Source organism: Sphingobacterium gobiense, from assembly GCF_002980575.1.
Taxonomy (GTDB): domain Bacteria; phylum Bacteroidota; class Bacteroidia; order Sphingobacteriales; family Sphingobacteriaceae; genus Sphingobacterium; species Sphingobacterium gobiense.
The window spans coordinates 1,325,870-1,349,633 of the sequence record NZ_PVBS01000001.1; the positions used below are offsets into that span (position 1 = coordinate 1,325,870).

General features: G+C 35.9%; 25 protein-coding genes. 16 read left to right on the forward strand and 9 right to left on the reverse strand.

The window, feature by feature from the left end:
- Positions 1 to 172: 172 nt before the first annotated feature.
- From C5749_RS05695 to C5749_RS05715, 5 genes are all read right to left on the reverse strand, one after another.
- Complete coding sequence (locus tag C5749_RS05695) at positions 173 to 499, reverse strand: hypothetical protein (RefSeq protein ID WP_146113690.1); 327 nt, start codon at positions 497 to 499, stop codon at positions 173 to 175.
- 68 nt (positions 500 to 567) lie between these two features.
- Positions 568 to 1,500, reverse strand: coding sequence for a DNA/RNA helicase domain-containing protein (locus C5749_RS05700; protein WP_105723825.1), 933 nt, complete (start codon positions 1,498 to 1,500; stop codon positions 568 to 570).
- Positions 1,501 to 1,530: 30 nt separating this feature from the next.
- Positions 1,531 to 3,090 carry a Fic family protein gene (locus C5749_RS05705; protein WP_105723827.1) on the reverse strand — a complete coding sequence of 520 codons (1,560 nt, stop codon included), beginning with the start codon at positions 3,088 to 3,090 and terminating at the stop codon, positions 1,531 to 1,533.
- Between the two features lie 420 nt (positions 3,091 to 3,510).
- On the reverse strand, positions 3,511 to 4,215 hold the full coding sequence (locus C5749_RS05710; protein ID WP_105723829.1) for an aspartate/glutamate racemase family protein: 705 nt from the start codon (positions 4,213 to 4,215) through the stop codon (positions 3,511 to 3,513).
- A gap of 30 nt (positions 4,216 to 4,245) precedes the next feature.
- On the reverse strand, positions 4,246 to 4,440 hold the full coding sequence (locus C5749_RS05715; protein ID WP_425443436.1) for an RteC domain-containing protein: 195 nt from the start codon (positions 4,438 to 4,440) through the stop codon (positions 4,246 to 4,248).
- A 38-nt stretch (positions 4,441 to 4,478) separates the two neighbouring features.
- Here C5749_RS05715 and C5749_RS05720 point away from each other — a divergent pair, with 38 nt between their 5' ends.
- Both C5749_RS05720 and C5749_RS05725 read left to right on the forward strand, forming a co-directional pair.
- Positions 4,479 to 4,745 (forward strand): hypothetical protein, encoded by a 267-nt coding sequence (locus tag C5749_RS05720; protein ID WP_105723830.1) that lies wholly within the window; start codon positions 4,479 to 4,481, stop codon positions 4,743 to 4,745.
- 414 nt (positions 4,746 to 5,159) lie between these two features.
- Positions 5,160 to 6,605: a ligand-binding sensor domain-containing protein gene (locus tag C5749_RS05725; protein ID WP_105723832.1), complete on the forward strand. Its 1,446-nt coding sequence runs from the start codon at positions 5,160 to 5,162 to the stop codon at positions 6,603 to 6,605.
- 237 nt (positions 6,606 to 6,842) lie between these two features.
- Here C5749_RS05725 and C5749_RS05730 read toward each other — a convergent pair whose 3' ends face one another.
- Positions 6,843 to 7,328 carry a hypothetical protein gene (locus C5749_RS05730; protein ID WP_105723834.1) on the reverse strand — a complete coding sequence of 162 codons (486 nt, stop codon included), beginning with the start codon at positions 7,326 to 7,328 and terminating at the stop codon, positions 6,843 to 6,845.
- 806 nt (positions 7,329 to 8,134) lie between these two features.
- On the opposite strand from C5749_RS05730, the gene C5749_RS05740 reads away from it, so the two are divergent.
- The 6 genes from C5749_RS05740 (at position 8,135) to C5749_RS05770 (ending at position 12,720) form a co-directional block, all read left to right on the forward strand.
- Complete coding sequence (locus C5749_RS05740; RefSeq protein ID WP_146113691.1) at positions 8,135 to 9,121, forward strand: hypothetical protein; 987 nt, start codon at positions 8,135 to 8,137, stop codon at positions 9,119 to 9,121.
- A 64-nt stretch (positions 9,122 to 9,185) separates the two neighbouring features.
- A complete protein-coding gene (locus C5749_RS05745; RefSeq protein WP_105723840.1) occupies positions 9,186 to 9,626 on the forward strand; it encodes a WapI family immunity protein in 441 nt (146 codons plus the stop codon).
- 368 nt (positions 9,627 to 9,994) lie between these two features.
- Positions 9,995 to 10,696 (forward strand): DUF6624 domain-containing protein, encoded by a 702-nt coding sequence (locus tag C5749_RS05750; RefSeq protein ID WP_181151290.1) that lies wholly within the window; start codon positions 9,995 to 9,997, stop codon positions 10,694 to 10,696.
- Positions 10,697 to 11,179: 483 nt separating this feature from the next.
- Positions 11,180 to 11,698 carry a hypothetical protein gene (locus tag C5749_RS05760; protein WP_146113693.1) on the forward strand — a complete coding sequence of 173 codons (519 nt, stop codon included), beginning with the start codon at positions 11,180 to 11,182 and terminating at the stop codon, positions 11,696 to 11,698.
- Positions 11,699 to 11,907: 209 nt separating this feature from the next.
- Positions 11,908 to 12,156 carry a hypothetical protein gene (locus C5749_RS19720; RefSeq protein ID WP_219847903.1) on the forward strand — a complete coding sequence of 83 codons (249 nt, stop codon included), beginning with the start codon at positions 11,908 to 11,910 and terminating at the stop codon, positions 12,154 to 12,156.
- Between the two features lie 297 nt (positions 12,157 to 12,453).
- Positions 12,454 to 12,720 carry a hypothetical protein gene (locus tag C5749_RS05770; RefSeq protein ID WP_105723848.1) on the forward strand — a complete coding sequence of 89 codons (267 nt, stop codon included), beginning with the start codon at positions 12,454 to 12,456 and terminating at the stop codon, positions 12,718 to 12,720.
- Positions 12,721 to 12,892: 172 nt separating this feature from the next.
- On the opposite strand, the gene C5749_RS05775 is transcribed toward C5749_RS05770, so the two are convergent.
- Both C5749_RS05775 and C5749_RS05785 read right to left on the reverse strand, forming a co-directional pair.
- Positions 12,893 to 13,438 (reverse strand): glycosyl-4,4'-diaponeurosporenoate acyltransferase CrtO family protein, encoded by a 546-nt coding sequence (locus tag C5749_RS05775; RefSeq protein WP_105725253.1) that lies wholly within the window; start codon positions 13,436 to 13,438, stop codon positions 12,893 to 12,895.
- A 1,122-nt stretch (positions 13,439 to 14,560) separates the two neighbouring features.
- Positions 14,561 to 14,872, reverse strand: a complete 312-nt coding sequence (locus C5749_RS05785) for a hypothetical protein (RefSeq protein WP_105723852.1) — start codon at positions 14,870 to 14,872, stop codon at positions 14,561 to 14,563.
- Between the two features lie 149 nt (positions 14,873 to 15,021).
- Between C5749_RS05785 and C5749_RS05790 the strand changes: the two genes are divergently transcribed.
- The 8 genes from C5749_RS05790 to C5749_RS05825 all read left to right on the forward strand — a co-directional run bounded on the left by C5749_RS05790 (position 15,022) and on the right by C5749_RS05825 (position 22,854).
- A complete protein-coding gene (locus C5749_RS05790; protein ID WP_105723854.1) occupies positions 15,022 to 16,296 on the forward strand; it encodes a DUF6161 domain-containing protein in 1,275 nt (424 codons plus the stop codon).
- Positions 16,297 to 16,312: 16 nt separating this feature from the next.
- Positions 16,313 to 17,095 (forward strand): hypothetical protein, encoded by a 783-nt coding sequence (locus C5749_RS05795; RefSeq protein WP_105723856.1) that lies wholly within the window; start codon positions 16,313 to 16,315, stop codon positions 17,093 to 17,095.
- Between the two features lie 311 nt (positions 17,096 to 17,406).
- Positions 17,407 to 18,573, forward strand: a complete 1,167-nt coding sequence (locus C5749_RS05800) for a DUF4062 domain-containing protein (RefSeq protein WP_105723858.1) — start codon at positions 17,407 to 17,409, stop codon at positions 18,571 to 18,573.
- A 305-nt stretch (positions 18,574 to 18,878) separates the two neighbouring features.
- Positions 18,879 to 19,118: a redox-active disulfide protein 2 gene (locus C5749_RS05805; protein ID WP_245893633.1), complete on the forward strand. Its 240-nt coding sequence runs from the start codon at positions 18,879 to 18,881 to the stop codon at positions 19,116 to 19,118.
- Between the two features lie 197 nt (positions 19,119 to 19,315).
- Complete coding sequence (locus C5749_RS05810; protein WP_105723862.1) at positions 19,316 to 19,918, forward strand: hypothetical protein; 603 nt, start codon at positions 19,316 to 19,318, stop codon at positions 19,916 to 19,918.
- Positions 19,919 to 20,115: 197 nt separating this feature from the next.
- Positions 20,116 to 20,877 carry a restriction endonuclease gene (locus tag C5749_RS05815; protein ID WP_105723864.1) on the forward strand — a complete coding sequence of 254 codons (762 nt, stop codon included), beginning with the start codon at positions 20,116 to 20,118 and terminating at the stop codon, positions 20,875 to 20,877.
- A gap of 370 nt (positions 20,878 to 21,247) precedes the next feature.
- On the forward strand, positions 21,248 to 22,174 hold the full coding sequence (locus tag C5749_RS05820) for a hypothetical protein (RefSeq protein ID WP_105723866.1): 927 nt from the start codon (positions 21,248 to 21,250) through the stop codon (positions 22,172 to 22,174).
- Positions 22,175 to 22,179: 5 nt separating this feature from the next.
- Entirely contained in the window at positions 22,180 to 22,854 is a 675-nt protein-coding gene (locus tag C5749_RS05825; RefSeq protein WP_105723868.1) for a hypothetical protein, read from the forward strand.
- A gap of 12 nt (positions 22,855 to 22,866) precedes the next feature.
- On the opposite strand, the gene C5749_RS05830 is transcribed toward C5749_RS05825, so the two are convergent.
- The gene (locus tag C5749_RS05830; RefSeq protein ID WP_105723870.1) at positions 22,867 to 23,763 is read right to left on the reverse strand and encodes a TMEM53 family protein; all 897 of its coding nucleotides are present in this window, start codon (positions 23,761 to 23,763) and stop codon (positions 22,867 to 22,869) included.
- Position 23,764: the final 1 nt, after the last annotated feature.

Below are 23,764 nucleotides of genomic sequence, written 5' to 3' on the forward strand. Positions count from 1 at the left end.
AAAATTGTCGTGAGACAAACCTGAAACAATGCATGACACCAATAATTGTCGAACTGATGAGCGTATCGAGACTCTTTATGAGCTTGAAACCAAATAAAGTAATATGTTAGTATAATTTTTTTCATTTGCTAAAATTACTAGATGCTTATTGTTTTACAACCCGGTATTTTATTCATTTAACATTTGATATATTTCCCAACCAAACAAAACCGCACCACCTGTTACTACTACTGCTCCATTTAGTCCCGGAATCAAAAGAGCTGCACCTAAAATTACTTATTGTATCTATCTTAAAGTAGACCAACTTTCCGTTTTTCAGTTCTTCCGAGTAACTTGCTTTGATATAGGATTCTAAACCACCAGACGAATTGTAATCAAGAAGGACAAAATCAAGATTTTCATAATCCAAGTTGTCATCCAAATTCTTTGCCAATGTCTGCTTCAGATAAGAAAGTCGATTCATACAAGTGGTACAGAAGGAAACTCGAAAATTTTTCATTTAAAATTATTTATAGATAATAGTTAGCTGTTGGCTTCGAAAGACGTAAAAAAGTTTAAAATTTTTGTTTAGCTATTTCTAAAGATAAACATATTCTTGAAATAAGAAATTGTATTTTTTACCAACTGCACAAAATTCTCGCTACCCTTGACCTGACCATCGTACGAGTTTTCAGGAAAGCCCTCCCATTCGCCGGTATCCGGGTTATACTTGAGATCGTTACCAAAAATGACACCGGCATAGTCAAACTCAAATCCTTGTGCGGTATAGACACAGCCCACCTGATCGATACCTGCCTCGTCATAGGCCCAGTATTGTGATTTGGGAATACCACGGCGCATACCTTTGGTGTTCTCATCTGCATTCCACGGGCGGATATAATCACCCACAACAACATCCTTGTGCAATTCCCCATCGGCATCGGCCTGCTTTGTCCAAGGCCAACAGAACCCTGCCATCACCCGGCCTGTATAACCTTCTTCGACCTTCTCCCGGATGGCTTGCTCCAAAGCGTGTGGGCTGTCCATGATACGGAACTCGAAGGCATCTTCCTGCCGCCACTCCGTGGTAGCTGTTTGCCGGATATGAAGCGTATGATCTATCCACTGGCTGTATTTCTCTGAGCCGCCGTTGCGGAACTGCGATTCCAGATCATATTCATACACGGTACAGCCCATCTTTTCGGCTTGCGCACGGATAAAACTCGATGAGCCGATCTCTCCTCTCCGCACGGCTTGATAATCGTCTATAAAGAAGACGCATATGCGGCCGGCATGGAGTAAGTCTTCCACTTGTAGCCTGCCGGTTGATTTGGCATAGCGTACCTGCGTTTTCTCGCGAATACGATGTGCTTCATCCATCAACAGGACATCAATGGCATTTGGTGTTGCACCCCCGTAAGACAAGAAGTACTTGAGGAGGCTAGCGGAATCCTTGCCCAATATCTTGCGCAGCGTCTCGGTAAATGATCTGGAGCCTGTGGCATAGTGGGTGTTGATCATCAAATACGTAGTTCGTCAGGCGAATATATATCAACGAGGCAAGGAGGCTACTTTATAACCTTTCATATTCTTAGCGACCAGGTTACCTATAAAACGTGCAAATGGCAGGATATCGTTTCCTACGCTGGCCTGTTCCAATGCCTGCATATATTCATCGCGGCTCTCTACCGGTATCACCGTCCAAGGATAACCTCCCGATACAAGCATCGTATTCATCAGAAACCTTCCCATCCGACCATTTCCATCCATATATGGATGAATAAATACGAAGATAAAATGTCCTAGGACCGCTCGGACAGATGCTTCTGTTTCCATCTCCAGCAGATCAAACAGTATCGGCATCGCGTCCCGCATGGCATCCACATTTAAAGGTACATGTTTAGAATTACCGATATATACCTGTCCATTCCGATAGCCGGCTAGATCCGAAGCTTTTAATATCCCAGCAGTCACACTAGGATCAAATAGCTGTCTGTACCACTTGCCATGATCTGTATCCACCTGCCCCCCAGGACTGCTGCCTTTTAATATAATTTCCACCGTATCCTTCACCGCCTGGAATGCGAGATAATATCCCCTTGCAGCCATTGCATCCCGTTGCTTTCGATCATCTTCATTGTCTGCCGCATTCCATGCCCCAGAACTCACTTTAATGATCAATTCAGGCGTCACTCTATATCGCTCAATGGAAAGAGAGTGGTAAGCGTCTGTTTCGTATATATCGTCTATATTCTTTAGAAACGCTTCGTGGTCTTGGGGAATGCCTGGGGCTGGAGGAAAACACGCAATTATTGCCTCGCGCATCTGAGACCACATCAGTTTAATACGAGTGACAGACGGCGAGCGTTCACGTGGAGATAGGTTCAGTTCGATCCTGCTATCAAACGGATCTTCTTCGCGTATATCGTAATCAGCCTGCACGAAAGTCTCCACTATCTGATCCGCTATTTTGCTTCTGCCAATATTTCTGAACGCACCCGCCAAGCGTCCTGCTAATGTCGTATGTCCGTTGTCCAAGAGAAGGGGCAATACTTCAGATGCATCCCTGATCAAGGAGAGTGCTGTACGTGCATCAATAGCATAGTGTGTATATATACCAGCCGACGTATATACTAGTGCCGCTTGCAGATTATACATTCGTATGCCTCTATCTGATAGCATGGTTTGATCTAATGGAGGAAGTTCTCCGCGCATATTAAACAGGGAGGTATTGTGCGGCAACGGTGTTGGGTTATTGTTCCCTTTTGGCGAACGCACCAACAGCTGCTGGGGTACAGACTGGTTTCCGGCATGTAGCAACAACGATTGTTCGGCAGAGATACACCAATCATCACCATATTTATGCGACAGAAACTTGGCAACGAAGTCCCAATAGGAACTATACCATGATGTCGTTCCTCCTCTGTGTTCCTGAGGATCACAGGGAATGTACCATCCCTTTGTCGCCTCTTTTATAAAACCGTTCTTGAGCAATATTTCTCTATATTTACGGTTAGGCAAGTCATCTGTGTGAATGCCGACGGTACCTTTATCCTGCAAACTCTTTAGGAATTCCAATGCTTCGGCGAATCGTTCTCTTGGTGTTGCCATAATATGAATTGCTTACATTATTATTGATGTAGTAAAGTTAGTAAATATTGTCGTGATATTTTTATTAAATAGTGTCGTGATGTTTCTATTAAAACTCGCCGTGTCATTTCTATTAAATAGTGTCGTGACATTTTCATTAAATCATGCCTGCGCTTTCAGACAGTCAGCTTGAGAATGACGCCAGAATTAGAATCTTGTCCTTTGCATTCAATTCTTACGTTCTTCTAATGTACGTATTTGACAAAAACAATTTGCCCCAAGAGGAATTGTTGACATTTATAGACAACATAAAAAGCAGCACCTAACACGGGTTTTCTGTATTATTTTTGACACTTTTAAGTTGTCAGTCCAACGGCACGCCCCCAAAATTGACCATCATCTATATTATGTTGGCATTTAGGTGTTTAAATGTACTCTATTTTATTCAAAGAAGAACATTGCTTCTTCACATTGCAGAGCCAACGTATTGATAAGGTTAATATTAGTGTCAATATTTTTGTAAATCAATGGGATTTCTGTACACCCCAAAATAAAAGCATCTAAATGAGCATATTTTTTATTAATGACATTTTTAAAATAGTCCACATGATAATCTTGAAAAGAACCGCTTGAAACCTGCGTTTGAATTTCTTGAATTTTAAAACGTTCTTCTTCGTTGGGTATCACAATATTCACTCCCCCGTCACTCAATGGCTGTTTAAAAAAACTATCTTCCATTGTAAACTTTGTACCTAAAAGCAATACGTTATTGTACCCCATTTTCTCTATGTACTGCTTTGTAAGGTCGATAATATGTAATACGGGTATACCAGTTTCTAAGGTGTCCTTAATTATATCGTACGCTTTATGCAATGTGTTGTTAGCGATAATTATACATGAGGGTTTAAAACTTGCCAATATTTCCAACTCTTTTTTTAGAAGTTTGGGAATTATCGACCAACCATCATGATAGTTGGATTTAATGGCATTATAATCAATACTGTATAATATAATTGGACAGGAATGATACTCTCCAAATTTCTTATGATAAAGCCTGTTTAGCGTCTCATAATAAAGTAAAGTTGATGGATAACTCGTTCCTCCCAATATACCTATTTTTTTATTCAGCAGATAATTTCTATCCATTGGTGATACGCTGTTGTGTTTTTCAATACTTTATAAAGATAATAATTTTTCGTCCTGCTCGTCCATTTTCTTGATAAGGGTTTCCCGAAGCGCATCAAGGAATTTTGTCGGGTTTATTTTCCGGCTTCTCAATTCCAGATACGTTTGGTAGAAGTTGCCCAAATTGATATGGAACAAATCTTCAAAATACTTCGCTATTAGCCTTATATCGGCCTCAATAGACATAAAAGAGCACCTACGATAGATTTATGAACAAAAAAGTGATGAGCAACCGACAATACAATCAAATCAGCCGTCTCGTGAAGATAATTAATTCATGGAACTTAATCCCTGGAGCGTCAACGCATGAATTTGACACAATGGCCAATAAGATATTAAGCCATCTACAAAAGGGTGCGGATCTCGAAAAAGTTCAAAACATCATCGCAAGTGATCTAGTAGCTATTTATGGATTTTATAATTACGAAATTGATGCTACAGTTTTTGCTCAAGAAATCCTTGACTGGTGGGTATTGGATGAAAACGTTTAAAAAACAATATGATAAACCCTAAGTCTTATCATAATAAAGGATGTGTTTATAAAAAGAGGTGAGAATTTGTTTAATTTCTTTCCGGACTCTGAAATATTTGAAGAAAAAGGAGTCTTCGGAACTAAGAGAAAATGGAGATGTATATGTGGAAATATAAATAGTGAAAATGATGAGAGATGTGCATGTAGTAGGGATAGAAAAGGGTTTAGGGCAGATGAGGTTACACCGTATTATATCCAGGATATTCTTAATGACAAAATATCTTTGTTAGAATCGGAGATCTAATTTACGGGGTGGCAGACAAATAAAGTGAACTCATAGGTATTCTAACGAGACTGTAATATAGACTGTGTCAAGGATGAGAATTTTAAGTAGTTTTGTTACATATATAAATAAGTTGCCAGTAATACTAAAATGACGAACCAGATACTAACTATCTTATTGCTATTGACATTTTTCAATAGCAAAGCCCAGAACCTTTTCTCTGAAAAATTTGACGATTGCCACCAAACAAATTTCAGTTTTTGTTTGGATTGTGGAGAAATTAAAGCACAATCGGAATCGGACGTAAACGAATATTTTAAAAAGGAACTAACCAATATCTCGCCAAAGTTAAAAGGACAAGTTCTTGTTCAAGTCATAGTTGATTCAATTGGAATGCAATGTGTAAAAAGTATGCAGGCGAAGACAACTAAAAGTGTCAAGAAACTAAACTTGAAAGACAAGATTAATTCAATGACCGACTGGAAGCCAGCAATTAGTAATGGTAAACCTCAAAATGCAACAATTATATTAGAATTCATATTTGACAATGGAAAAGTTGAAACAAAATACAAACGAGTTGACACAAAAAATCAGTCAAATATGAAATCAGTAGGGTCAGTAGAGATTAACAGAAAAGATAAGTATAAAAATAAACTTGACCCCAGCTCATTTGAAGTATTTACTAGCCAAAACTCAATTATTCCTTGGGATATGTCACGTGCGATTATAATTGACAAAAATGGAATTGTTTGGTATGGTACTGATAATGGCATTGTAAAAATCACAGACCATAAAATGGAATTGATAAATCAATCCAATTCTCCTTTAAGAGTTACTAAATATAATAAAAACCAGGCCAACTCTATTATGGATGCAGTTGTAGATAACCAAAATAATAAATGGTTTTCTGACGGTTATAATGCATATAAATTTGATGATAAAAATTGGACTGTTTACGATTCTCTAAATTCAAAAATGAGATGGTCAACAACAATCTATGCGGATAAATCGAACAATGTATATTTTACAACCTTCGGTGGTTTAGTTATTTATGATGGTCATAACTGGTCCGTAATGGACTCAATAAATTCAAAACTTCCTTCTAATCGAGTAATGGGAGTTTTTAAAGACAGTAAAAACAGACTTTGGATTGGAACAAATAGAGGAAATATTAGGATTGACGGTCAGAATGTGGAAGATTTCAAAAACACCACTTCGCCATTAGCCACTTCTACTCTAACCAAAGGTTACGAGGACAATGATGGAAATATTTGGTTTTCATTGTATGAAAAATTCCCACAGACAAAAGGCTTTGCTAAATTTAAACGAGATGGAACTTGGGAAATTATCAACACTGAAAATGCAGACATTCCAAGAAATGATGTTCTGGACTTTGCTATTGATGAAAAGAACAATCGAATTTGGTTAAGTCTTAATAGAGTTGGGATTTCGATGTTTGACGGACAAACTTGGCAAACTTTCACACCTGAAAACTCCAATGTTCCAAGTACATACATACAAAGAATTAAAATAGACGAAAACGGAAATTTATGGTGTGCGACTTTTGCTGGACTTCTAAAAATCAAAATGGAATAAAGTACTACTGGCAACATCGGCGATGCACCATGGTGGAGAAAGTGCCAGCCCAAAGGTCAGGAAGTTTAACTAACTTTGGTTCTTAACCGAAAAGCCACTGCGTAAAAACCGCCGCTGTGCATAGCCGTATTAGCTAATAAAGTCCAAATAATCAAAGCTTTAGAGGTGGAAAAATTATTACCTATTTGGATATGCACCGAATTTAGAAGCCTTTTTTGTGAACCTTATCGACAAAAGCTATCCCTCTTCATAATAATTTATCGTAAGCCATGATACCAAATCACCTTCCTCTTCATCAGTACTCGGCTCCCTATATTGCTCGTACAATGCATGATATTGATTGCGTAAAGCTTCAAGCTTAAAAGGTAATGGACAAAAATACATTTCCAGTTTAGGCAACCAAACTTTTTTATCAGGCAACCGGATTATTATCTCTGGCATGGAAAAAGTATCAAGCGTTGAGATGAGAGAAGGCAACTCTTGCGGCGCTAATTTTATATTCTTAGATCTACTAACTAATGGAAACTGAACTTGAATCATCACCCCTTTAACATTTAACGAGATCACCTCGTCCACAACATCATCAAAAAGTTGCAACCCCATAGCGAACATATTATTCTTATTCCATAACTTCACATCCTGATATAGTTCATCCAAATCAAATGAGACACTATCATGCTCATTAATCACCTTATCAATATAATGTCTAATTTTGGTATCCATAAAATATTATTGGGCTATCCTTTCAAACCATTTGTTACATCGCCAACTAATTATGAGCAAACTCACGCAACCAGCCAATAGATAAGGCAAACAAATAGCAACAAATAGCTCTTGCTTAATGTGCAAGTCTAAATAGACCTGCCACAGTCCCTTATCATTTTCTTTTAGGAAGTATATAATAATGGGAACAAGCAAATAGACTATAACAGTTATCACGCCCAAACAAAGTAAATGAGGTTGTTGTCTTAAAAGGCTTAGAACAATTAGTCCAATCAAAGAAAAAAGAACCGTTAAATAGATTATCCGTACAACAATCGAGATCATGATCATTTCACTCGGATTACCCTGAATAAGATTAATAACAACATTAAAGAAAAGGTCAACCACGATCAATAGACACGTATATATTAATAAGTTCTTTGCCATCCCGTTTTTTTAGGAATTTGTTGAATTTTATAAATATACGTCAATTTTTCTGCCCATGATAATACCTGTTCGACGTATTCAGCAGTAATGTGAGTATTTGTTTTATAAGTCCTTTGGATCAAGTTTGTTGGCCATATCGCTGTATTTAAAGCGACAAGGTAATTCTTTCCTGATCTTTTTGAAGTGGCACAATTAGAACCGTAAAACACGGACCGATCGACGAAAACTAAATCACTAAAGTGGCATCATTTTGTATGCCATTCTTCAATAAATTATGTAGTTATATAAATAATAAGTTGTATTTTTAATGAAGCTATAAATATTTAACTCTATAAGATTAACATAGAAACCGCTATTATTAACTTTAATTACTAGATATTATGAAATCTATCTTCTACCTTTTATGGGGCTTGTCAATTATGATGACAAGCTGTGGCACGGTCAGGAATTACAGTCACAATAGTAGACCTAAAATTATAGCAGAAAAAACAAAACTGACTATCGATACTACAAATAAAAATACGCATAATCAAAAAAATTTTGCAGGGGTTGTCGGATTAGCAGCTGCACTGGCCCCGACTGTGATAGATTTCGGGACGACAATAATCAGTCAATCGTTAAAGGTAGATGAAGCCGACTATACGGGTACCTATAAGGCATCGAATTCACAGGAAGGTTTTTACACCGAAAACGATGGATTAGCCTTACCACAACTTAGGTTTGAAAGAGAGATTGTATTAAATGAAAAACCTGATGCTCTTACTCCGGCAGTACTTATAAATTTAGTCCCGGAGATGTCAAAGGATTCTACGGCATTTAGATACAAGATAGACAACGACAACTTCAAATACCAATACTCCATCGCGAAACTTAAAGGAGCCTATAATTATATTGATTTACACCTGGAGATAAAAATCAGAAGCTTATCGGTTAATGCAAATAAATACGAATTGAATGACATTCGCACAGTTACAATGGTTATACCAACAGTAAAGGTGTCAGATAATGCGAAAGTTACCGATGAAATTTTTAGCGGATGGATACCTCTATTTCCAAAATCCTCCATAGATATCGACACTGTTAAAAATATAATAGAAGAAAAAGAAAAGGAAATAACCGACGAGAATGGCATTACAAAAAAAACGACCGAAAAGATTACTAGTGTCAAAGTTCCTAAAACTATTAAGTATACGCCAATTCCATCCGGCGTTTACGAAATTGAAGTTATGGCAACTGAGGTCAACATAGCAAAAATGAAAGCAGAGCAGAGAGCAAAATTATTTGATGAAACAAGTGAATCAGGAGGAGCTTTATTGAAGGCCATTGTAGAGCAGCTCACTAAAAAGCCTGATGAAGAAAAGGAGTAAATTAATTAGTCGCCAATACTATACCTATTTGAGAGGTGGTGCCGGCATATTAACTTGATAGAGAATGTGTTTAAATATCGAAATAAAAGATCTAGGTAATTATATAAGAATAGAGCCTTTACAAAGACTTTATTATGGATCTGAATCAGACTGGGATAAAAACTGGATAAGCACAAAGATAAGTGTAGCTGCAGGAGCCTTTAGCGGAACATATACTGCTGATTTGACCTCGTTTGATTTTGAAAATTTCAAACACGCCTTAAACAATCTGTACGATAATCTAAACGGAAGCTTAGATTTTAAAGATCTCGAGGGGTATATCAAACTAATTATTAAAGGAGATGGAATAGGTCATTTTAACCTGCAAGCTACCTTTTGTGATAAGCCGGGACTCGATTCCGCCGAATTACATTTTGAGCTTTCGTTTGATCAAACTTTTATAAGACCTATGGTAAATAGCCTAAAGGAAATCACCGAAAAATTTCCTATAATAGGAGACTATTAGAGATCAGAATTTGCATTCATAACTAATTGACACGTCGCTATGAAAAATTAATCTTTATAGAAAGAAGTGATGAAAAGCTATGCGGCATTTTATGTATACCGCTTTAATAATTGAGAAATGTGATGTATTAGGATTTTTTTTGACGGATCAGGTTTTGAACTAAACACAATAGCAATCAAATATGTTCAACAGAGAAAATATCATGGAGAAGTTTGGTTTTTGGTAAATGAATACGAAATATGTTTCTGTACTCTTTTCTTTAAAGATGGTAAAGTTTTATTAGAAACAAGCTTAGGATAAATGTCCCCATGCCTACTATAAAACGTAAGACAATATTTGGTATTTTTACAAGTATAACAACCGAGTTTATGTTTATATTTAGAGGGTTATTTTTGGTTAAGGATATGAATAAATACTTTGCATTATTTCTTTCCGTAATTTTATTGTTCGCAACGGGTTGTAGGTCTTATGAGCCGATCTCCTCGGAAAATAAAAATGAAATCCAAACGCATCTGTTGGAGATGGTTAAAATAGATCAGATAGCGGCATTTCCGAAAGCGGGTGCATATAGCAATTATTCGCACGAGCAGTGGCAAGCATTTAAAGACAGCGTCTTTCGTACTAACCACAAAACAATTGCAAATTACTTTTCTACCTACGGATACCTCGGATATAATGAGGTTGGTGAGGAAGGGTCCAACCATTTCTGGCTATTGGTGCAACATTGCGACCATGACCCCAAGTTCCAGAAACGAGTGCTTAAAAAAATGGATATACAGGTAAAAAGGAAGAATGCAAATCCGAAGAATTATGCATACCTTTTCGATCGCGTTCAGGTAAACGCGGGTAAAAAACAACTCTTCGGCACGCAGGTAGACTATCTGAAAACAGGTCGAGCGACACCGAAATATGGTCTTATTGATTCCGTCAATGTTGATCAAAGAAGGGCGAAATACAGTCTACCCACATTGACGGAATACCTTAATGACATGACAATTATGCACTTTGAAATGAATAAAGCATCATACATCGAAAGTGGCTATACAGAGCCGGATCTTTATGAATTGTAATTCTCAAATAATAGAATAGGTTTAAAAGCTTAAGGGTATTGTTGCTAATCAGATTAAGAAATCTATTTCCCCTCCTATTTTTGATTAATAAGAACGGATGAAATATATTTTCTAATTTGGTTTTCCACGGTGATGCAATACGCCCTAGAAGTAGCTATTTTTTCGTTAACCAGTGACATACCCATGAGAATAAGTTTTAGCGGTTGGCAAATGCTGAAGAAACGAAAGTAGGATTTCACAAATATTATGTGGCTACTGGATATATAAAATGAATACAGAAAAATATCCAATAAATGATGATTTAAAATCTGACAAATGTTCTCAAAATCCCACTTGCATTTCAACGTTTTACTTTCTACCTTTATCCTAATCAACGCAACTTGGGTCTGATCGAAATAAATCTTATGTCGCATACCTAAGTTGTTGAGGTGATACCTAACTTTTGGATTGACTGCCGTACAACTTGAACAAAAAAATGATATTATGCTATTTTTGACCGCAAAACCATGGGTAATCTGTTCGTTGATGATTGCCGTGCCAATCATAGGAACGTTAATGGTCGTTTTGGTTGCTAACTTAACAGGTATATCTGGCTTAATCTCCATTGTAACCCCACTGCTGTTTCTAGCCATTATAATTACCTATTTTGGATGGCTATGGAATGCAGGAACCCATCTTCCTACGGATCGGCATAGCAGAAGGCTGTTTGGCATAGTATACCTTTCATCATTGTTTTGTGCTTTCATTGTTGTACCGACCCTCGGCGTAATCGCCAAAGAAAGCCTCGCATCCCTACTGGATGTGATCAGGATATTAAATTTCGGGGGCCTTTTGTACTGCGTACATCTAATCCGAAAAGGGTTTTATGAAAGAATGGTCGAGGCCGGCTTGCCCACCGCCCCAGCCTTTGTCGATTTCCTCTTGATTTGGATACTGCCAATAGGCATATGGTTTATACAGCCCAAGGTGATACGGGTTTTAAAGACGGAAAGAGAAAATTAAACTATAGTGGAAAAAATCATCCGGAGATTGGGTTAAAGATGAAGAGCTTTCGAATATCGTTCTTATGCATAGGTTTTTGGTACTTTTATGCAAAATAAGCTTATTAACCGAGAGATAACTTTTTAGATGATTTTGTAGAACCGATCAGATATTAAAAGAGATTTTTGTTTATATGGAGCCATATATCATTTCATACACTCGCACTAAGAATGATAATAGAAGTTGAAATAATAAACCAACCTTATTCCGGAGAATACGCTGAAAGGATTTACGATAATGAAGGTGTATGGAATTCTCAAGGCTGGACTTTTGTCAAGTTCACAAATGAAGACTATTCAGAATGGTGTGGGCAATTCCGTGGTTTTCCGGGAAAAGCTGTAATATCGACGATCAATAATATTATTTTAGTTTTAACTTCCGATTATTTATATCAGCTTGAAACAGAAACAGGAATCTAACAGAATTGGAAAATCAGCCTTCGCACAACAACTTGACGGTAGCACCAAATGGGGATTTTATTATTGCTGACTATTACAACATTGAAAAAATTACGACAAGCATAAGGCAGAAAGTGCCAATCGAAAGCCCAATTCAAATGGATTTAATCGAATTTAAAGAGTGGTATGAAAACCTATTAGAATTTACATGCGAAGAATTTCTAAATTGGGATAGGCATTTGACGATGACTTATAATTGCGATAGTAACTCAATAGATATAAAAGAGGACCTACGATAGATTTATGAACAAAAAAGTGATGAGCAACCGACAATACAATCAAATCAGCCGTCTCGTGAAGATAATTAATTCATGGAACTTAATCCCTGGAGCGTCAACGCATGAATTTGACACAATGGCCAATAAGATATTAAGCCATCTACAAAAGGGTGCGGATCTCGAAAAAATTCAAAACATCATCGCAAGTGATCTAGTAGCTATTTATGGTTTTTATAATTACGAAATTGATGCTACAGCTTTTGCTCAAGAAATCGTTGACTGGTGGGTATTGGAGCAAAGCGTTTAAAAAACAATATGATAAACCCTAAGTCTTATCATAATAAAGGATGTGTTTTATAAAAAGAGGTGATGGAGTTATTAGTTGTAATATTTTCTTTTTTTATGATCTAGCCCGCATTTGCTATAGCCGATGTTGTGCGATCCTCTCCGTATTATTTATCTTCAATTATATTTCAAATTTATGTCTCCATTGCTCCTTTATTTCTATTTATAATATTCCGCAGTCGAGGTCGATTATAACGTTGAATTCCAATTGGGTAAACATTAAGTACTAAGTTTAGAAAAAATAGCCATAATGACTGTAAGGCTCCATATCTAAACGCCACTACAAAATTGAAGATTAATACGATAAAAAATATAATTAAATGCCCAAATTCCGATTGTCGAGTTCTATACTCCAATTGTTTTAATGCATCCAAGTTCTTTTTTACAGGATTGGAAGCTTTGTTGAGTTTCTCCCAACCAACCCATACTAAAATCTTTCTAAACACATCTACCCCATACCATTTATAAATCTTTCCGTCAATCTCCCATTTTTTAGAATTATAATAAGGCGATATTAATCTTGGTCTGAAGGTCTCAGTGATGTATAAAATACCCATCATCAGCATGAAGTTTAATACCCATGCAAATAGAAAAGAATATAGGCCTTGCCAGAGAGCTACCGCTACCACGGTAAATACAACAAACAATAAGACGAAACAAACTTTTAAATATTTACTCATAGCTATCTTCATTTGCTTCCACAGTCAAAAAACCACGCACTAAAGTAGTTATAAACCGGTTAATCGAAAAACTCACTGTCATCGAAAGTATACAAAGAGTTACCGTGATAACTACTTACTCGATCGACTCTTTCATTAAAAAAATGGGTCCAAAATATATTTGAAGAATACATTTCTTTCACTTGGTCCGTGGTACGTTGAAGTGGAGAGTTCGTTGAAAAAGCTATTTAGAATATTCCGTAACTTCTTTGTCAAGACCTCATCAATTGATTCAATCTGAATAACCTCCCCTACTCTCGTCTTGCCAATCCTTTGCGAAAACTTCATTTTATTTTATGTAGATAGTTTATTAGTAGATACCGTTTGAATGTTTTTAAAATTAGTGACAGCGAGTTCTCTTCCTCTTTCTACTGCGGCCTCATACCGCGGCTCTTATGCTTCTACTTGCTTTTCTCGAGCTTTGTCTTTCTTCCGAAAAAAATTGAACATCATAATTGTGTTTAGTTGATTTTCTAAGATAATAAAAAAGACGAAGTTATAAAATTTCGCGCCCAAGCTGGTACAACAACGAAAGACCGCATTCGGCATTAGGAAACCTGACGGCGATAGAATTCCTGTTGAAATATGGAAAACTCCCAACGCTCAATAGACTTAAAGGTAAAAATCGGTCATGCATCTACAAGATAGCACCAGGAGGAATAAGGAACATACCCATCGCTGTAAATATAAGGAGAGTTATGATTAGAATACTCCATAAATAATACACCGCGCCTCCGAATTTATAAGTTAAGATTAAAGTTTGAATTGAACCGATACTCAAACTTATTAGCATTAACCAATTCCAGACCTCCAAAACAGTTGATGCTATGTGAATATCATCAATAATCGAATAAATCATTTCTGTTCTAAACAAAATCGTGATTAAAAAGGAAATGACACCGAAAGCTAGGTTCAGCTTATAGAATCGCTTTGATTTATTGTTCATGTGGTTTTTCCGGTCAACGTTTTATAAGTGGGATAATGGGTTTGCAGAGTAACGTAGGACCTTTTAAATCACGATACGGTGTAGAAGAGAGTAAAGTAGTGCTAGAACAAATGAAAAAGCCCAGTATGTGTACCGCATTAAATAGTGTTATTGAATATATCTAAAGCAGTCGCATTGAATTGACCTTTACGAACAAGATCTTCAATAATGGGGAGAAATTCACGTAATCCCGTTATTTGAATACCCGATGGTACAACTCCTGTATTTAAATAAAATAAAAAATCGCCCACATGTTTTCTATAATAAGTTAGTCCATTGTCGTCTTCATTTCGCTTTAGCCTAAGATAGCGTGCATCCAACTGCTGGACTTCCTTTGGAACCTCCGTTATTAGCGTAATATAATCCGCATCCTTATACTTTGAAATGAAATCGCTTAAATTGTAATTCATAATTTCTGTCTTTTATGCTACCCGCAAACGAAGATAATAATTTTAGAAATGTTCGATTTATTAAAAGCTAAAATGGGTGCTTTAAAACGTCGATAGATATTGTGCCGTTGCAAAGTTTTTAGTATTTTTATAGTGTTAACTAATTAGATATGGCCTTATCCCTCAAAGAAGCACGAGATATTATCTCAAATTCTCCATTTGTAAAGGAAATAAATGATTTGACTTGTACGATATCTTACCCCTACTTGAATATGCAATTTGAATTAAAGGGACTGTATAATATATACAAGTATTTTTACGAGCAATTTGTCGGATGGGAAAACTTAAAAAAAGAGAATCCAGGCTATGTATTCGATCATAGCCATCAATACTACAGGAATGTACTGGCTGCTTTGCAACAATTTATAAAACGGGAACTAGTAAATAGCAATACTTCACCGAAGACTTTGCTTCCTCTGTTCAGCCGAAATGTCCAAAGTCTCATTAGAAATCAACGCGGCAGCTATCCATTTCCGTTTGATTCTCCGGAAGCAGATTTCTTGACAGGACTTCAATCAAAAAGCCCTGATCTCGCTGGATCGGCATTTAATTATTTGACCGGTATCAATCAAAATAGAGATAACTCATCTTCGCTTGAGGGTGCTATTATGGCGTACGAATTCAAAAACCAAGATAATTCCGCCATTTTCAATCGTCGTATTAAAGAAAAAAAATCATTGGATAGATTGAGGTCTAGATTTGAGAGTCTGTCTAATGAGTACCAAAATGAGTTAACAGTATATATAGCCAAGTTAAAGGAGGATTTTCACATTCACACCTCAGAACTAGAGGAATTCAAAAATGCCAAAGAAAAATCAATTACCGATTGGTTTATTACAAAAAAGGGCGAAATAGAATTCTTTATAGCGGAAGCCAAAAATGATATCGAAAATATACAAGCGAGTTACCGTGATAAATTGAAGCTGGAAGAACCCATTAAATACTGGGCCGATAGAGCAACGGCGTTAAGGGAAAAAGGCAACTGGTTATTAGGAGGAATTATTGGTACCTCACTCCTCTTTGCCGTCGGTGTATATTTCTTATTATGGCACACCCCGGCCGATATGCTGGAATCTATTTTCGATGGTGATAGAACCGCCGCTATTCGTTGGTCATTAGTTTTCGTTATTTTTGTATCTATATTTTTCGTGGTAGCCAGAGCTTTTTTAAAATTTATGTTTAGCAATTTTCACCTCGCCCGAGACGCCGAAGAAAGAGAAAAGCTAACTTATCTTTATCTATCCATGATCGAAAAAGGAGCACTGGACGAAGAAGAACGGAAAATAATTCTTCAGTCTTTATTTAGTCGATCTGATACTGGTTTGTTAAAAGAAAATTCTTCGCCGACAATGCCGAATGTTGGTGGTTTAATTAGTAGACAATAATGGGGTAAAAAACAACATGAATAAATTTTATAGGTGCAATAATTTCGTTTTGATTCTGTTAGGCATTGCAATCAGTGCTTTTGGTATTATGATACCCATTTTATATACCAATAATGAAGTCGATGGCACAAATGTCAGCAATTCTATTCAGTTTCTTACTTTACTGGTTGGAATCGCAACAATTGCGTATGTTATTAAAACATTCGAATTACAAAGAAAACAAATTGAAGATAACAACCGGAATACAGAATTTAATAGAGTATTGGATATAACATATCGTCAATTAGACATTACCAAGGATAGATTAAAAGAATTGGATGAACTGTCTGTAAGCTTAATAGAGGTAATTAGAACCCGAGATGACTTATTTGAGAATCAACCCGGTTTTAGAAAATATTTATATAATCTTACCGCTCAAACCTATTTTTATAAACGGCTTTTGAACAAATCGTATTTGTCCTATAATGACAAACAATTCGTTTTCTTGGTATTCTACGATAACATACCTCCAAGCATCTTGCAACTAACATTCCATATACAAATCTTAATCAAAACGGCGACTAAAGGCGGAAAATCAATGGAAGGGTTATATAGGACCTTTTTAGCAGAAAGACAATTTGCAGAAATATTGCAAGGTAAAGAAGTGGGAAAGCTTAAGAAAGCAATATGGAAAAATAAAACAAATATTCCCACTGTCGAGGATTTAATTGAATTTCCTAGAACATTTAAAGAATTTAAAGAATTGATTAATTTGTTTACTCTATATGACGTCCTCGAAAAACGGCGGAATATAAACTGAGTCCGCTCAACAGGTGTCAACGCTTAATAGCAGCTCATATTGTGTTCAACTTGATTCAGAACGAATTGCGTTCGAAATTGGAGCAACGAAATAAAACTGACCGTTGAGCTTTAAAGTGGCACAAATCGAACTGTGATATGCACTGTTTAATATCTTACTTGTATCTTTAACAATCTCCGCTATGGACAACCGGAAAAGATATCTGATAAATATGCTGAAATCCATTTTTTTATTGATAGTCGTTATGTAACTTTAAGAACCAATCAAAACTATCATATTAACAATATAACACATAAGAATAACATAGCTAAATGAATAATATAAATATCTTCGTCAGTTCAACGTGTTATGACTTATCGCAGATAAGAGTAGACCTATCCGAATTTATTACAAATTCGGGACATAATCCCATTCTCTCGGAATTCGAGAATTTCCCCATATCGCCTGAACTAAATACTATTGAAAATTGTATCAAGATAGTAAAGGAAAATGCTGATATTTTAGTACTGATCGTTGGTAACAGGTATGGAAATATAATAAATAATGGCAAATCTATTACAAATAATGAATTCCTCGTCGCTCGACAAAAGGGTATTCCAATTTTTTGTTTTATTGATAAAAAAACTTTAAATGCTTTGAGCTTCTGGAATACTAACAAAGACGGAGATTTTTCAAGTTTTGTAGATAATGTGCAGATATTCGATTTTATTGAAGAAATAAGAAACAACTCGAAAATTTGGACTTTCCCATTTGAAAAAGCACAAGATATAATCAGTACTTTGAAAGTTCAGTTATCTTATTTATTTAAGAAAAGTCTGAGCATCAAGAATATCTTCGACAAAGATGTCGAAGATATTTTCAAACTTAATATATCAGAAAAATCACTTAAGATACTTTTAGACAAAAGTGAAACACATGAATATTCGTTCCTCGCACAAATTCTTGTTGATGAAATAAAAAAGAAAGAATTTCTAAAAAACGATATTCAATATTCTATTTTGACTGAGCCAAAACATTTTGTAAGTGATTTTGGAGAAATTCCCAATTGGGCACAAGAGAGACTTTCCACTGTGATGAAAATAATTGAAGGGGTTAATAATATAATATCTAGTGCATTACCTAAATTCTTAGGAGAACCTGGAGTTCCAGCAGACTTAAAAGGCCTTTACTATGTTGCGGTAAAATATGCTGAGCTTTATGAAAAAATATTAAATTGGGTTATTATCACAAAAAGCACTTACATCGGAAAGGATTTTGAAAGTATAAAACATACTTTATCCGGCCTTATAACTGACTCGGCAGATGCCATATGGAATTTCCCGTTCGAAGTTCAAAAACAAATTGAGGATGCGAACCAAAAACTGCTCTTAGGGGAAGAAGAAAACATCAAAATAACCCTTACTCTTACTTTAAAGATTGACGAAAAAGCACTTGATAATTTCAACAAGACTTTAGATGAACTTAATAAATACATCTAATTTCCTCCGTTTTTGCCCCTACGCTAGTGCACGTGCCGCACGTGCTCGGTGGTGTAGCGAGGAGCAAACAATAAGCTGGAACTAATGAAAGAGAGCCGAATATGATATAAGAAACGGCTAAAAAGATATTACTGCTATTGGGCGTTGATGAATCTTCAATTGAAAAAATTATGGCTAGATAATCCTCTCCTAATATTGTTCTACAAATGAAAAAATAATTAGGGTTGCTAATCTAGCCGATATTCTCTACTTTTAGGATAAGAATAATACTATCTACATTCAAATCGGCTGAAGTTATGAAGAATATGCCATTAACTGAATTAAGCACCGAACAACTCGTCAAGAATAAAAGAATAACCAGCATTATAACCGGTTCTTTGGCGGGTATCCTTATCATCTTGTTTGTCCAGTCAATACACGCCTGGGCAACCGAAGGTTATCCATCTGCAATTGCAATACCAATTGCCCTATCACCTACCGTGTTCATTTATCTGAAAAAAATCAAGGAGATTAAAAGGGAGTTGGAAATGCGGGGGAAGTTTTAAGCGATGAAGGATAACAAGCAAGTTAAATAAATGAACATTTTTTTCTTACCCTCATACGCAATCAATAAAACACAGATATGTTTTGACGATATAGGATGGGAAACATTGCACATCTCTTCAGAGTGGGCTGAAGACCTATCAATGTTCAGATCGCATCTCACTCAATGAAAAGAACACTAATTTTGTAGGAAGAAGTGATGAAAAACTATGACAATTTAGTACTCGTAATAGCAGTTGCAATACTTGGTTTTTTTGGAGGTATTGCATTTGTAAATAATTGGCTGGTTCTAAATAAGCACTATCCGGAAGTTGGGATGTTTGACGTCCCCTTTAAGGCAGATGTATGGGGTACTGTAAGTGATTGGGCAATTGTTCTTATTACAATACTAACAGCCCGTTATCTAGTAAAAACATTCATTGAACAGAAGAATATTAACAAGGCAAGCTTGTTGCCGATATTTAAAATAAAGCAACAACCAGTTTGGGATAGTAAAAGAGGTTGTTCGATTATGAGAATCCTACTAGTAAAAAATACGGCATATTATATTGCTCCGAGTCGTTCTTATGGAAAATTTCTTTTAGATCCTGCGGGATTTCCACTCATTATGTACCTCGCCGAATCAGAATCTTTTGAAATTGAATGTTCTGGGATATTACCTTCTGGAACAGTGCCAACTATTGTTACCTTAATGCGCTTTTCTTTCAAAGATGTATCTGGAAACACATATTTTCAAGAAATCACGTATCATAGATGGAGACAAGAGTATTCGCTAAGCGTACCGCAAGCTAAAATCGAATAATATATTTATTAACTAACGTCATGGGTTCATATTCACAATTGACAATAGCAGGCTATCCAATTTTTAGCACTAAGAACAGTTATTTTCGGGAATTACCACAAAAACACTAAAAACATAAAAGCTCTTATATTAGCAAAAATGAAAATTGATACAAGTGTTATTAACTTTTCCCTATATTGAGTGATAAACAAAAACAAATGGCTCTAAAAAGAATATCAGAGGACACCTTTAATGACTACAACTTTACAAAAACTCCATCATTAATCGGCTTGGTGAGAGAAGAACATTGGTTTTCCGATGATGCCGAAAATCTGTTAGGTACAGTGCTAATAGATCTTATCGATAAAGATTGGAGTATCGTGATTATGGCATTAGAAGAGGATGGAGAATACCGCTTCACAGACGGAGAAGTGTCTATAGAAGAAGAAGATGAAGCCATCGACAGGCTAAAAACAAAGATGTCAGCAATCGCAAAAGCTGGAAAAATTGAAAAGGAGCTATATAGTTCAACGTTATTCGATAGTAAATCACCAATCATAGTCACAGACATCAATGAAGAAATAAAAAAATTCTTCAAAAAATACCCACAGAGACTGTACGACCTTAACCCCAGGAAGTTTGAAGAGCTGATTGCAAGTATTCTAGAGGACTTAGGCTTTACCGTAGAATTAACCCGAGCTACCAGGGACGGAGGAAGGGATATAATTGCCAGCATCCGTAATTCACTCACCAACTTTCTTGCCTATGTAGAATGTAAAAGATATGCGCCGGATAATAAAATTGATGTCGGTATTATCAGGCAAGTTCAAGGCGTGCAGTATACCCATCGCCCATCAAAAAGTATAATTGTTACAACCAGTTTCTTTACTAGAGATGCCGTAAAAGAAGCTAAATTTATTGAGAACCAACTAGACTTAAAGGACTTCAATGATATAAAGAATTGGCTGGAAAAATATTGACCATTAAAAAACCTCTCCATAATAGACAGAGTTCCAATAAATAAATATATAAAATATGATAACCGATAAAGATTTCACGGTCACCTTTTTTTGACGTAAATGTTGGTGACGGCATTTGGAGCAGATATAAATGCAGTCTAATTAATAAGTGCAGTTTTTTATATGCTTAATATCATTCAATTAACCCCTTAGTTAATCTAATCTCTAATTGGCTTATCAGACTTCTTTCGAAACTGAATTCGGAAACATTAAGATCAGACTTCAGACAAGAATGTCGGTAACAGACCGGCGCAAAAAATATTTTGTTACTGCCCATTGATGTTCCGCGTACAATTAGTATACTTGCTGTAAAATAATTAATAACCATATAATGTCGTCAGACAGATTTGAATTCAAAATTTTAAAGGATAAGGATGGATCAGAGACTGATTTAAAAGGAATGTCTTTGACTGAATCGAAAGCTTTCTTAGTGCTTCTAAATTCTGTGGTGACGTTAGCTGAAAATATTAATTTAGATTCTTCTTATGAGATAAAGATAGAGAGAGGATCTGCTTGTGTAGCGATAGAAGGAACAGATCTCAACCCTTTAATATCAGAGTATGATAAGATTCTCGAAAACAGGTCTAATAATTACGAAGCAGTCACGGCATTTAGAAACATTCAAAGCCTATTTTGGGAAAATGGCCTAACTTACCTATCGAGATACAGGACTGCAGATTTTGAAGAAACAAATGTCTATGATAAGATATATAATTCTAAGACTTTTAGAACAAAATCTATACGCCGTGATAAAAACATAGAAGTTTACTTTTTAAAAGGCTATCTACAAGAAGTCGGTGGAAAAAAGCCTAATTTTCACCTGGATATAAATGGAAACAGAGTAAAAATAGAATGTACTGTAGAACAAGCACAACGAGTTAAAAACGAACTCTATAAAGAGGTGCATGTGTCTGTAATTAAACGATCAACTGCAAAAGTAACGTACTCTTTTTTGGATTATTATTCCGACAGTAATATATATAAGGAATATAAGGATTTAATAAATTCTATTTACGAAAGCAGTAGACTAGATGCTGTAAGATCTGTAAATTGCAATTTAAGAAATTCTCTTGTTTCTAAAAATTATACCAAAGCCAGGTCTTTAATTAAGCTTTTCAACAATGACTTCACCGACGAAAGTATTTTAAAGACGATTCTAATACTTACTAAATCCGTTCCAAATGAGGCTAGTATATTTAATTTAAGATCTAGCGTTAAAACAATTTTAGAAAAGAAAAGAGGAGAGGAATTAATTTAACGTTGATGGTTAACCAAATTTTTACCAAAAAAATCAGTAAGTCCTATGACTACAGTTTGGATGAATACTTTGTCGCTGCTGCGATAAGATTTGATAATGGAGATGCGACGCATGCGGGGATTGCAATATGTATTGAAGGCAAACTGTATATATTTCATTATGCGGGGGCTGAAATTATATTAGAAGAATTAGACGAAGATAAATGGTATATAGAAAATAAACTTACCTTTATAAAGCCAAAGGAAGTTGATGCTTTTTTCGTCTATTGCGAGAATATACAGGCTGAGGCTAACCCCTCTTACGGGTTCAATTATAACGGAGCTTATTTTCTAGAAAACGGAAATTACTTTTCAGAGGTTGAGGATTTCCAGTTTATGACTTGTGTTGGATTCTGTCTAGCTGTTATCACTGGAGCAATAGAAGGTCACAAATATTTGATGCACGAGGAGTGGGATATGGCTGATCATGAAAAAGATGCATATTTCTTGGAACATATTGAAAGTTTGCTCGATTCGGTAGAGATCCACGTTAGAAATAGAATAAAGAGCAATCTTCGAAGAATATATCCTATTGATTATTTCTCAGCTTCTTTTGTTGAAGTCGTTCCTATTTCTAAAAAGGCGGTAGACGATATAAAACAAGATGTAATCGATAGCATAATTGATAAATTTCCGAATTAAAGTTTCTAGATGTTATAATACCCTAGGCTTATTTGTTCTTATCTCGGGCAAAAGGATATCTATCCTTTCTACAGCAAGCGCATATTGTGATAGATAGTTTTCTAGCTGAGTCTTGAGCTCATCGTTTAAAGTGACAAAACGTTGCATATTCTCAAGCACTTGAGTAATTGACCTTATGATAGTATCCGCGCTATCAGTTTTTGACGAGTACACTTTTATGGCTTCTTCACCAAGGCTTTTAACAGCTTTTAGCAGAGTTTCCCTTTCCTCGAAAGAAGGCTTTTCTAATTCAAACTCTGACCAGGCACGATTTATTTCCAGCCAAATATCTGTGAGTCGGCCGTTTTTATCGGGATGAACCCTTCTCCGGGAATCTTTTACAATCTCATCAATTTCTTTCAGTATAAATACATTTGAATTGTGCAACTCCAATCGTTCCAGACTATATTGTTTAAAAAATATATGGTAATGCTGCTCATTGATTGAACCTACAACATCCAACGAGTCCGTCAAATTATTGAAATCTGTAGCAAAGCCTTTTCCTTTGGCTATCTCTGCTTGAAACGCTTCAATACACCGTTCGAACGAAACATCTATCAAATCGGACACATTTTTAGATCTGAAATGCAATTCTTTTACTTCATTATCGATGTTATTCAGTTCCAGCATCTGTTTCCTCAGTGCGGATATACTCAATTGTATATCTTCTTTCCAAGCCCTTAGTTTAAAGAATAAGCTATCACGGAAAATATAATTATCGTACCGCAGCCTGTATTTCTCTCGACCTACCGTCATGAGAAAAATTAAAGCCGGAATTGCCAAACCAGAGATAATTGGAATAATAATATCTTTCCAATTATCTCTTTCAAGAAACCATTCATAAACTGCACAAACGCAAAGAAGAGCCATA

Excerpts from the sequence above, each read along its gene's own strand:
- C5749_RS05710 (WP_105723829.1), bottom strand. The coding sequence starts at position 4,215 with ATGGATAGAAATTATCTGCTGAATAAAAAAATAGGTATATTGGGAGGA.
- C5749_RS05820 (WP_105723866.1), top strand. The coding sequence starts at position 21,248 with ATGTCGTCAGACAGATTTGAATTCAAAATTTTAAAGGATAAGGATGGA.
- C5749_RS05825 (WP_105723868.1), top strand. The coding sequence starts at position 22,180 with ATGGTTAACCAAATTTTTACCAAAAAAATCAGTAAGTCCTATGACTAC.
- C5749_RS05745 (WP_105723840.1), top strand. The coding sequence starts at position 9,186 with ATGTGTTTAAATATCGAAATAAAAGATCTAGGTAATTATATAAGAATA.
- C5749_RS05775 (WP_105725253.1), bottom strand. The coding sequence starts at position 13,438 with ATGAGTAAATATTTAAAAGTTTGTTTCGTCTTATTGTTTGTTGTATTT.
- C5749_RS05720 (WP_105723830.1), top strand. The coding sequence starts at position 4,479 with ATGAGCAACCGACAATACAATCAAATCAGCCGTCTCGTGAAGATAATT.
- C5749_RS05705 (WP_105723827.1), bottom strand. The coding sequence starts at position 3,090 with ATGGCAACACCAAGAGAACGATTCGCCGAAGCATTGGAATTCCTAAAG.
- C5749_RS05805 (WP_245893633.1), top strand. The coding sequence starts at position 18,879 with ATGCCATTAACTGAATTAAGCACCGAACAACTCGTCAAGAATAAAAGA.
- C5749_RS05770 (WP_105723848.1), top strand. The coding sequence starts at position 12,454 with ATGAGCAACCGACAATACAATCAAATCAGCCGTCTCGTGAAGATAATT.
- C5749_RS05715 (WP_425443436.1), bottom strand. The coding sequence starts at position 4,440 with ATGTCTATTGAGGCCGATATAAGGCTAATAGCGAAGTATTTTGAAGAT.
- C5749_RS05730 (WP_105723834.1), bottom strand. The coding sequence starts at position 7,328 with ATGGATACCAAAATTAGACATTATATTGATAAGGTGATTAATGAGCAT.
- C5749_RS05785 (WP_105723852.1), bottom strand. The coding sequence starts at position 14,872 with ATGAATTACAATTTAAGCGATTTCATTTCAAAGTATAAGGATGCGGAT.
- C5749_RS05790 (WP_105723854.1), top strand. The coding sequence starts at position 15,022 with ATGGCCTTATCCCTCAAAGAAGCACGAGATATTATCTCAAATTCTCCA.
- C5749_RS05800 (WP_105723858.1), top strand. The coding sequence starts at position 17,407 with ATGAATAATATAAATATCTTCGTCAGTTCAACGTGTTATGACTTATCG.
- C5749_RS19720 (WP_219847903.1), top strand. The coding sequence starts at position 11,908 with ATGATAATAGAAGTTGAAATAATAAACCAACCTTATTCCGGAGAATAC.
- C5749_RS05810 (WP_105723862.1), top strand. The coding sequence starts at position 19,316 with ATGAAAAACTATGACAATTTAGTACTCGTAATAGCAGTTGCAATACTT.
- C5749_RS05750 (WP_181151290.1), top strand. The coding sequence starts at position 9,995 with ATGTTTATATTTAGAGGGTTATTTTTGGTTAAGGATATGAATAAATAC.
- C5749_RS05760 (WP_146113693.1), top strand. The coding sequence starts at position 11,180 with ATGCTATTTTTGACCGCAAAACCATGGGTAATCTGTTCGTTGATGATT.
- C5749_RS05695 (WP_146113690.1), bottom strand. The coding sequence starts at position 499 with ATGAAAAATTTTCGAGTTTCCTTCTGTACCACTTGTATGAATCGACTT.
- C5749_RS05740 (WP_146113691.1), top strand. The coding sequence starts at position 8,135 with ATGAAATCTATCTTCTACCTTTTATGGGGCTTGTCAATTATGATGACA.
- C5749_RS05725 (WP_105723832.1), top strand. The coding sequence starts at position 5,160 with ATGACGAACCAGATACTAACTATCTTATTGCTATTGACATTTTTCAAT.
- C5749_RS05815 (WP_105723864.1), top strand. The coding sequence starts at position 20,116 with ATGGCTCTAAAAAGAATATCAGAGGACACCTTTAATGACTACAACTTT.
- C5749_RS05795 (WP_105723856.1), top strand. The coding sequence starts at position 16,313 with ATGAATAAATTTTATAGGTGCAATAATTTCGTTTTGATTCTGTTAGGC.
- C5749_RS05700 (WP_105723825.1), bottom strand. The coding sequence starts at position 1,500 with ATGATCAACACCCACTATGCCACAGGCTCCAGATCATTTACCGAGACG.
- C5749_RS05830 (WP_105723870.1), bottom strand. The coding sequence starts at position 23,763 with ATGGCTCTTCTTTGCGTTTGTGCAGTTTATGAATGGTTTCTTGAAAGA.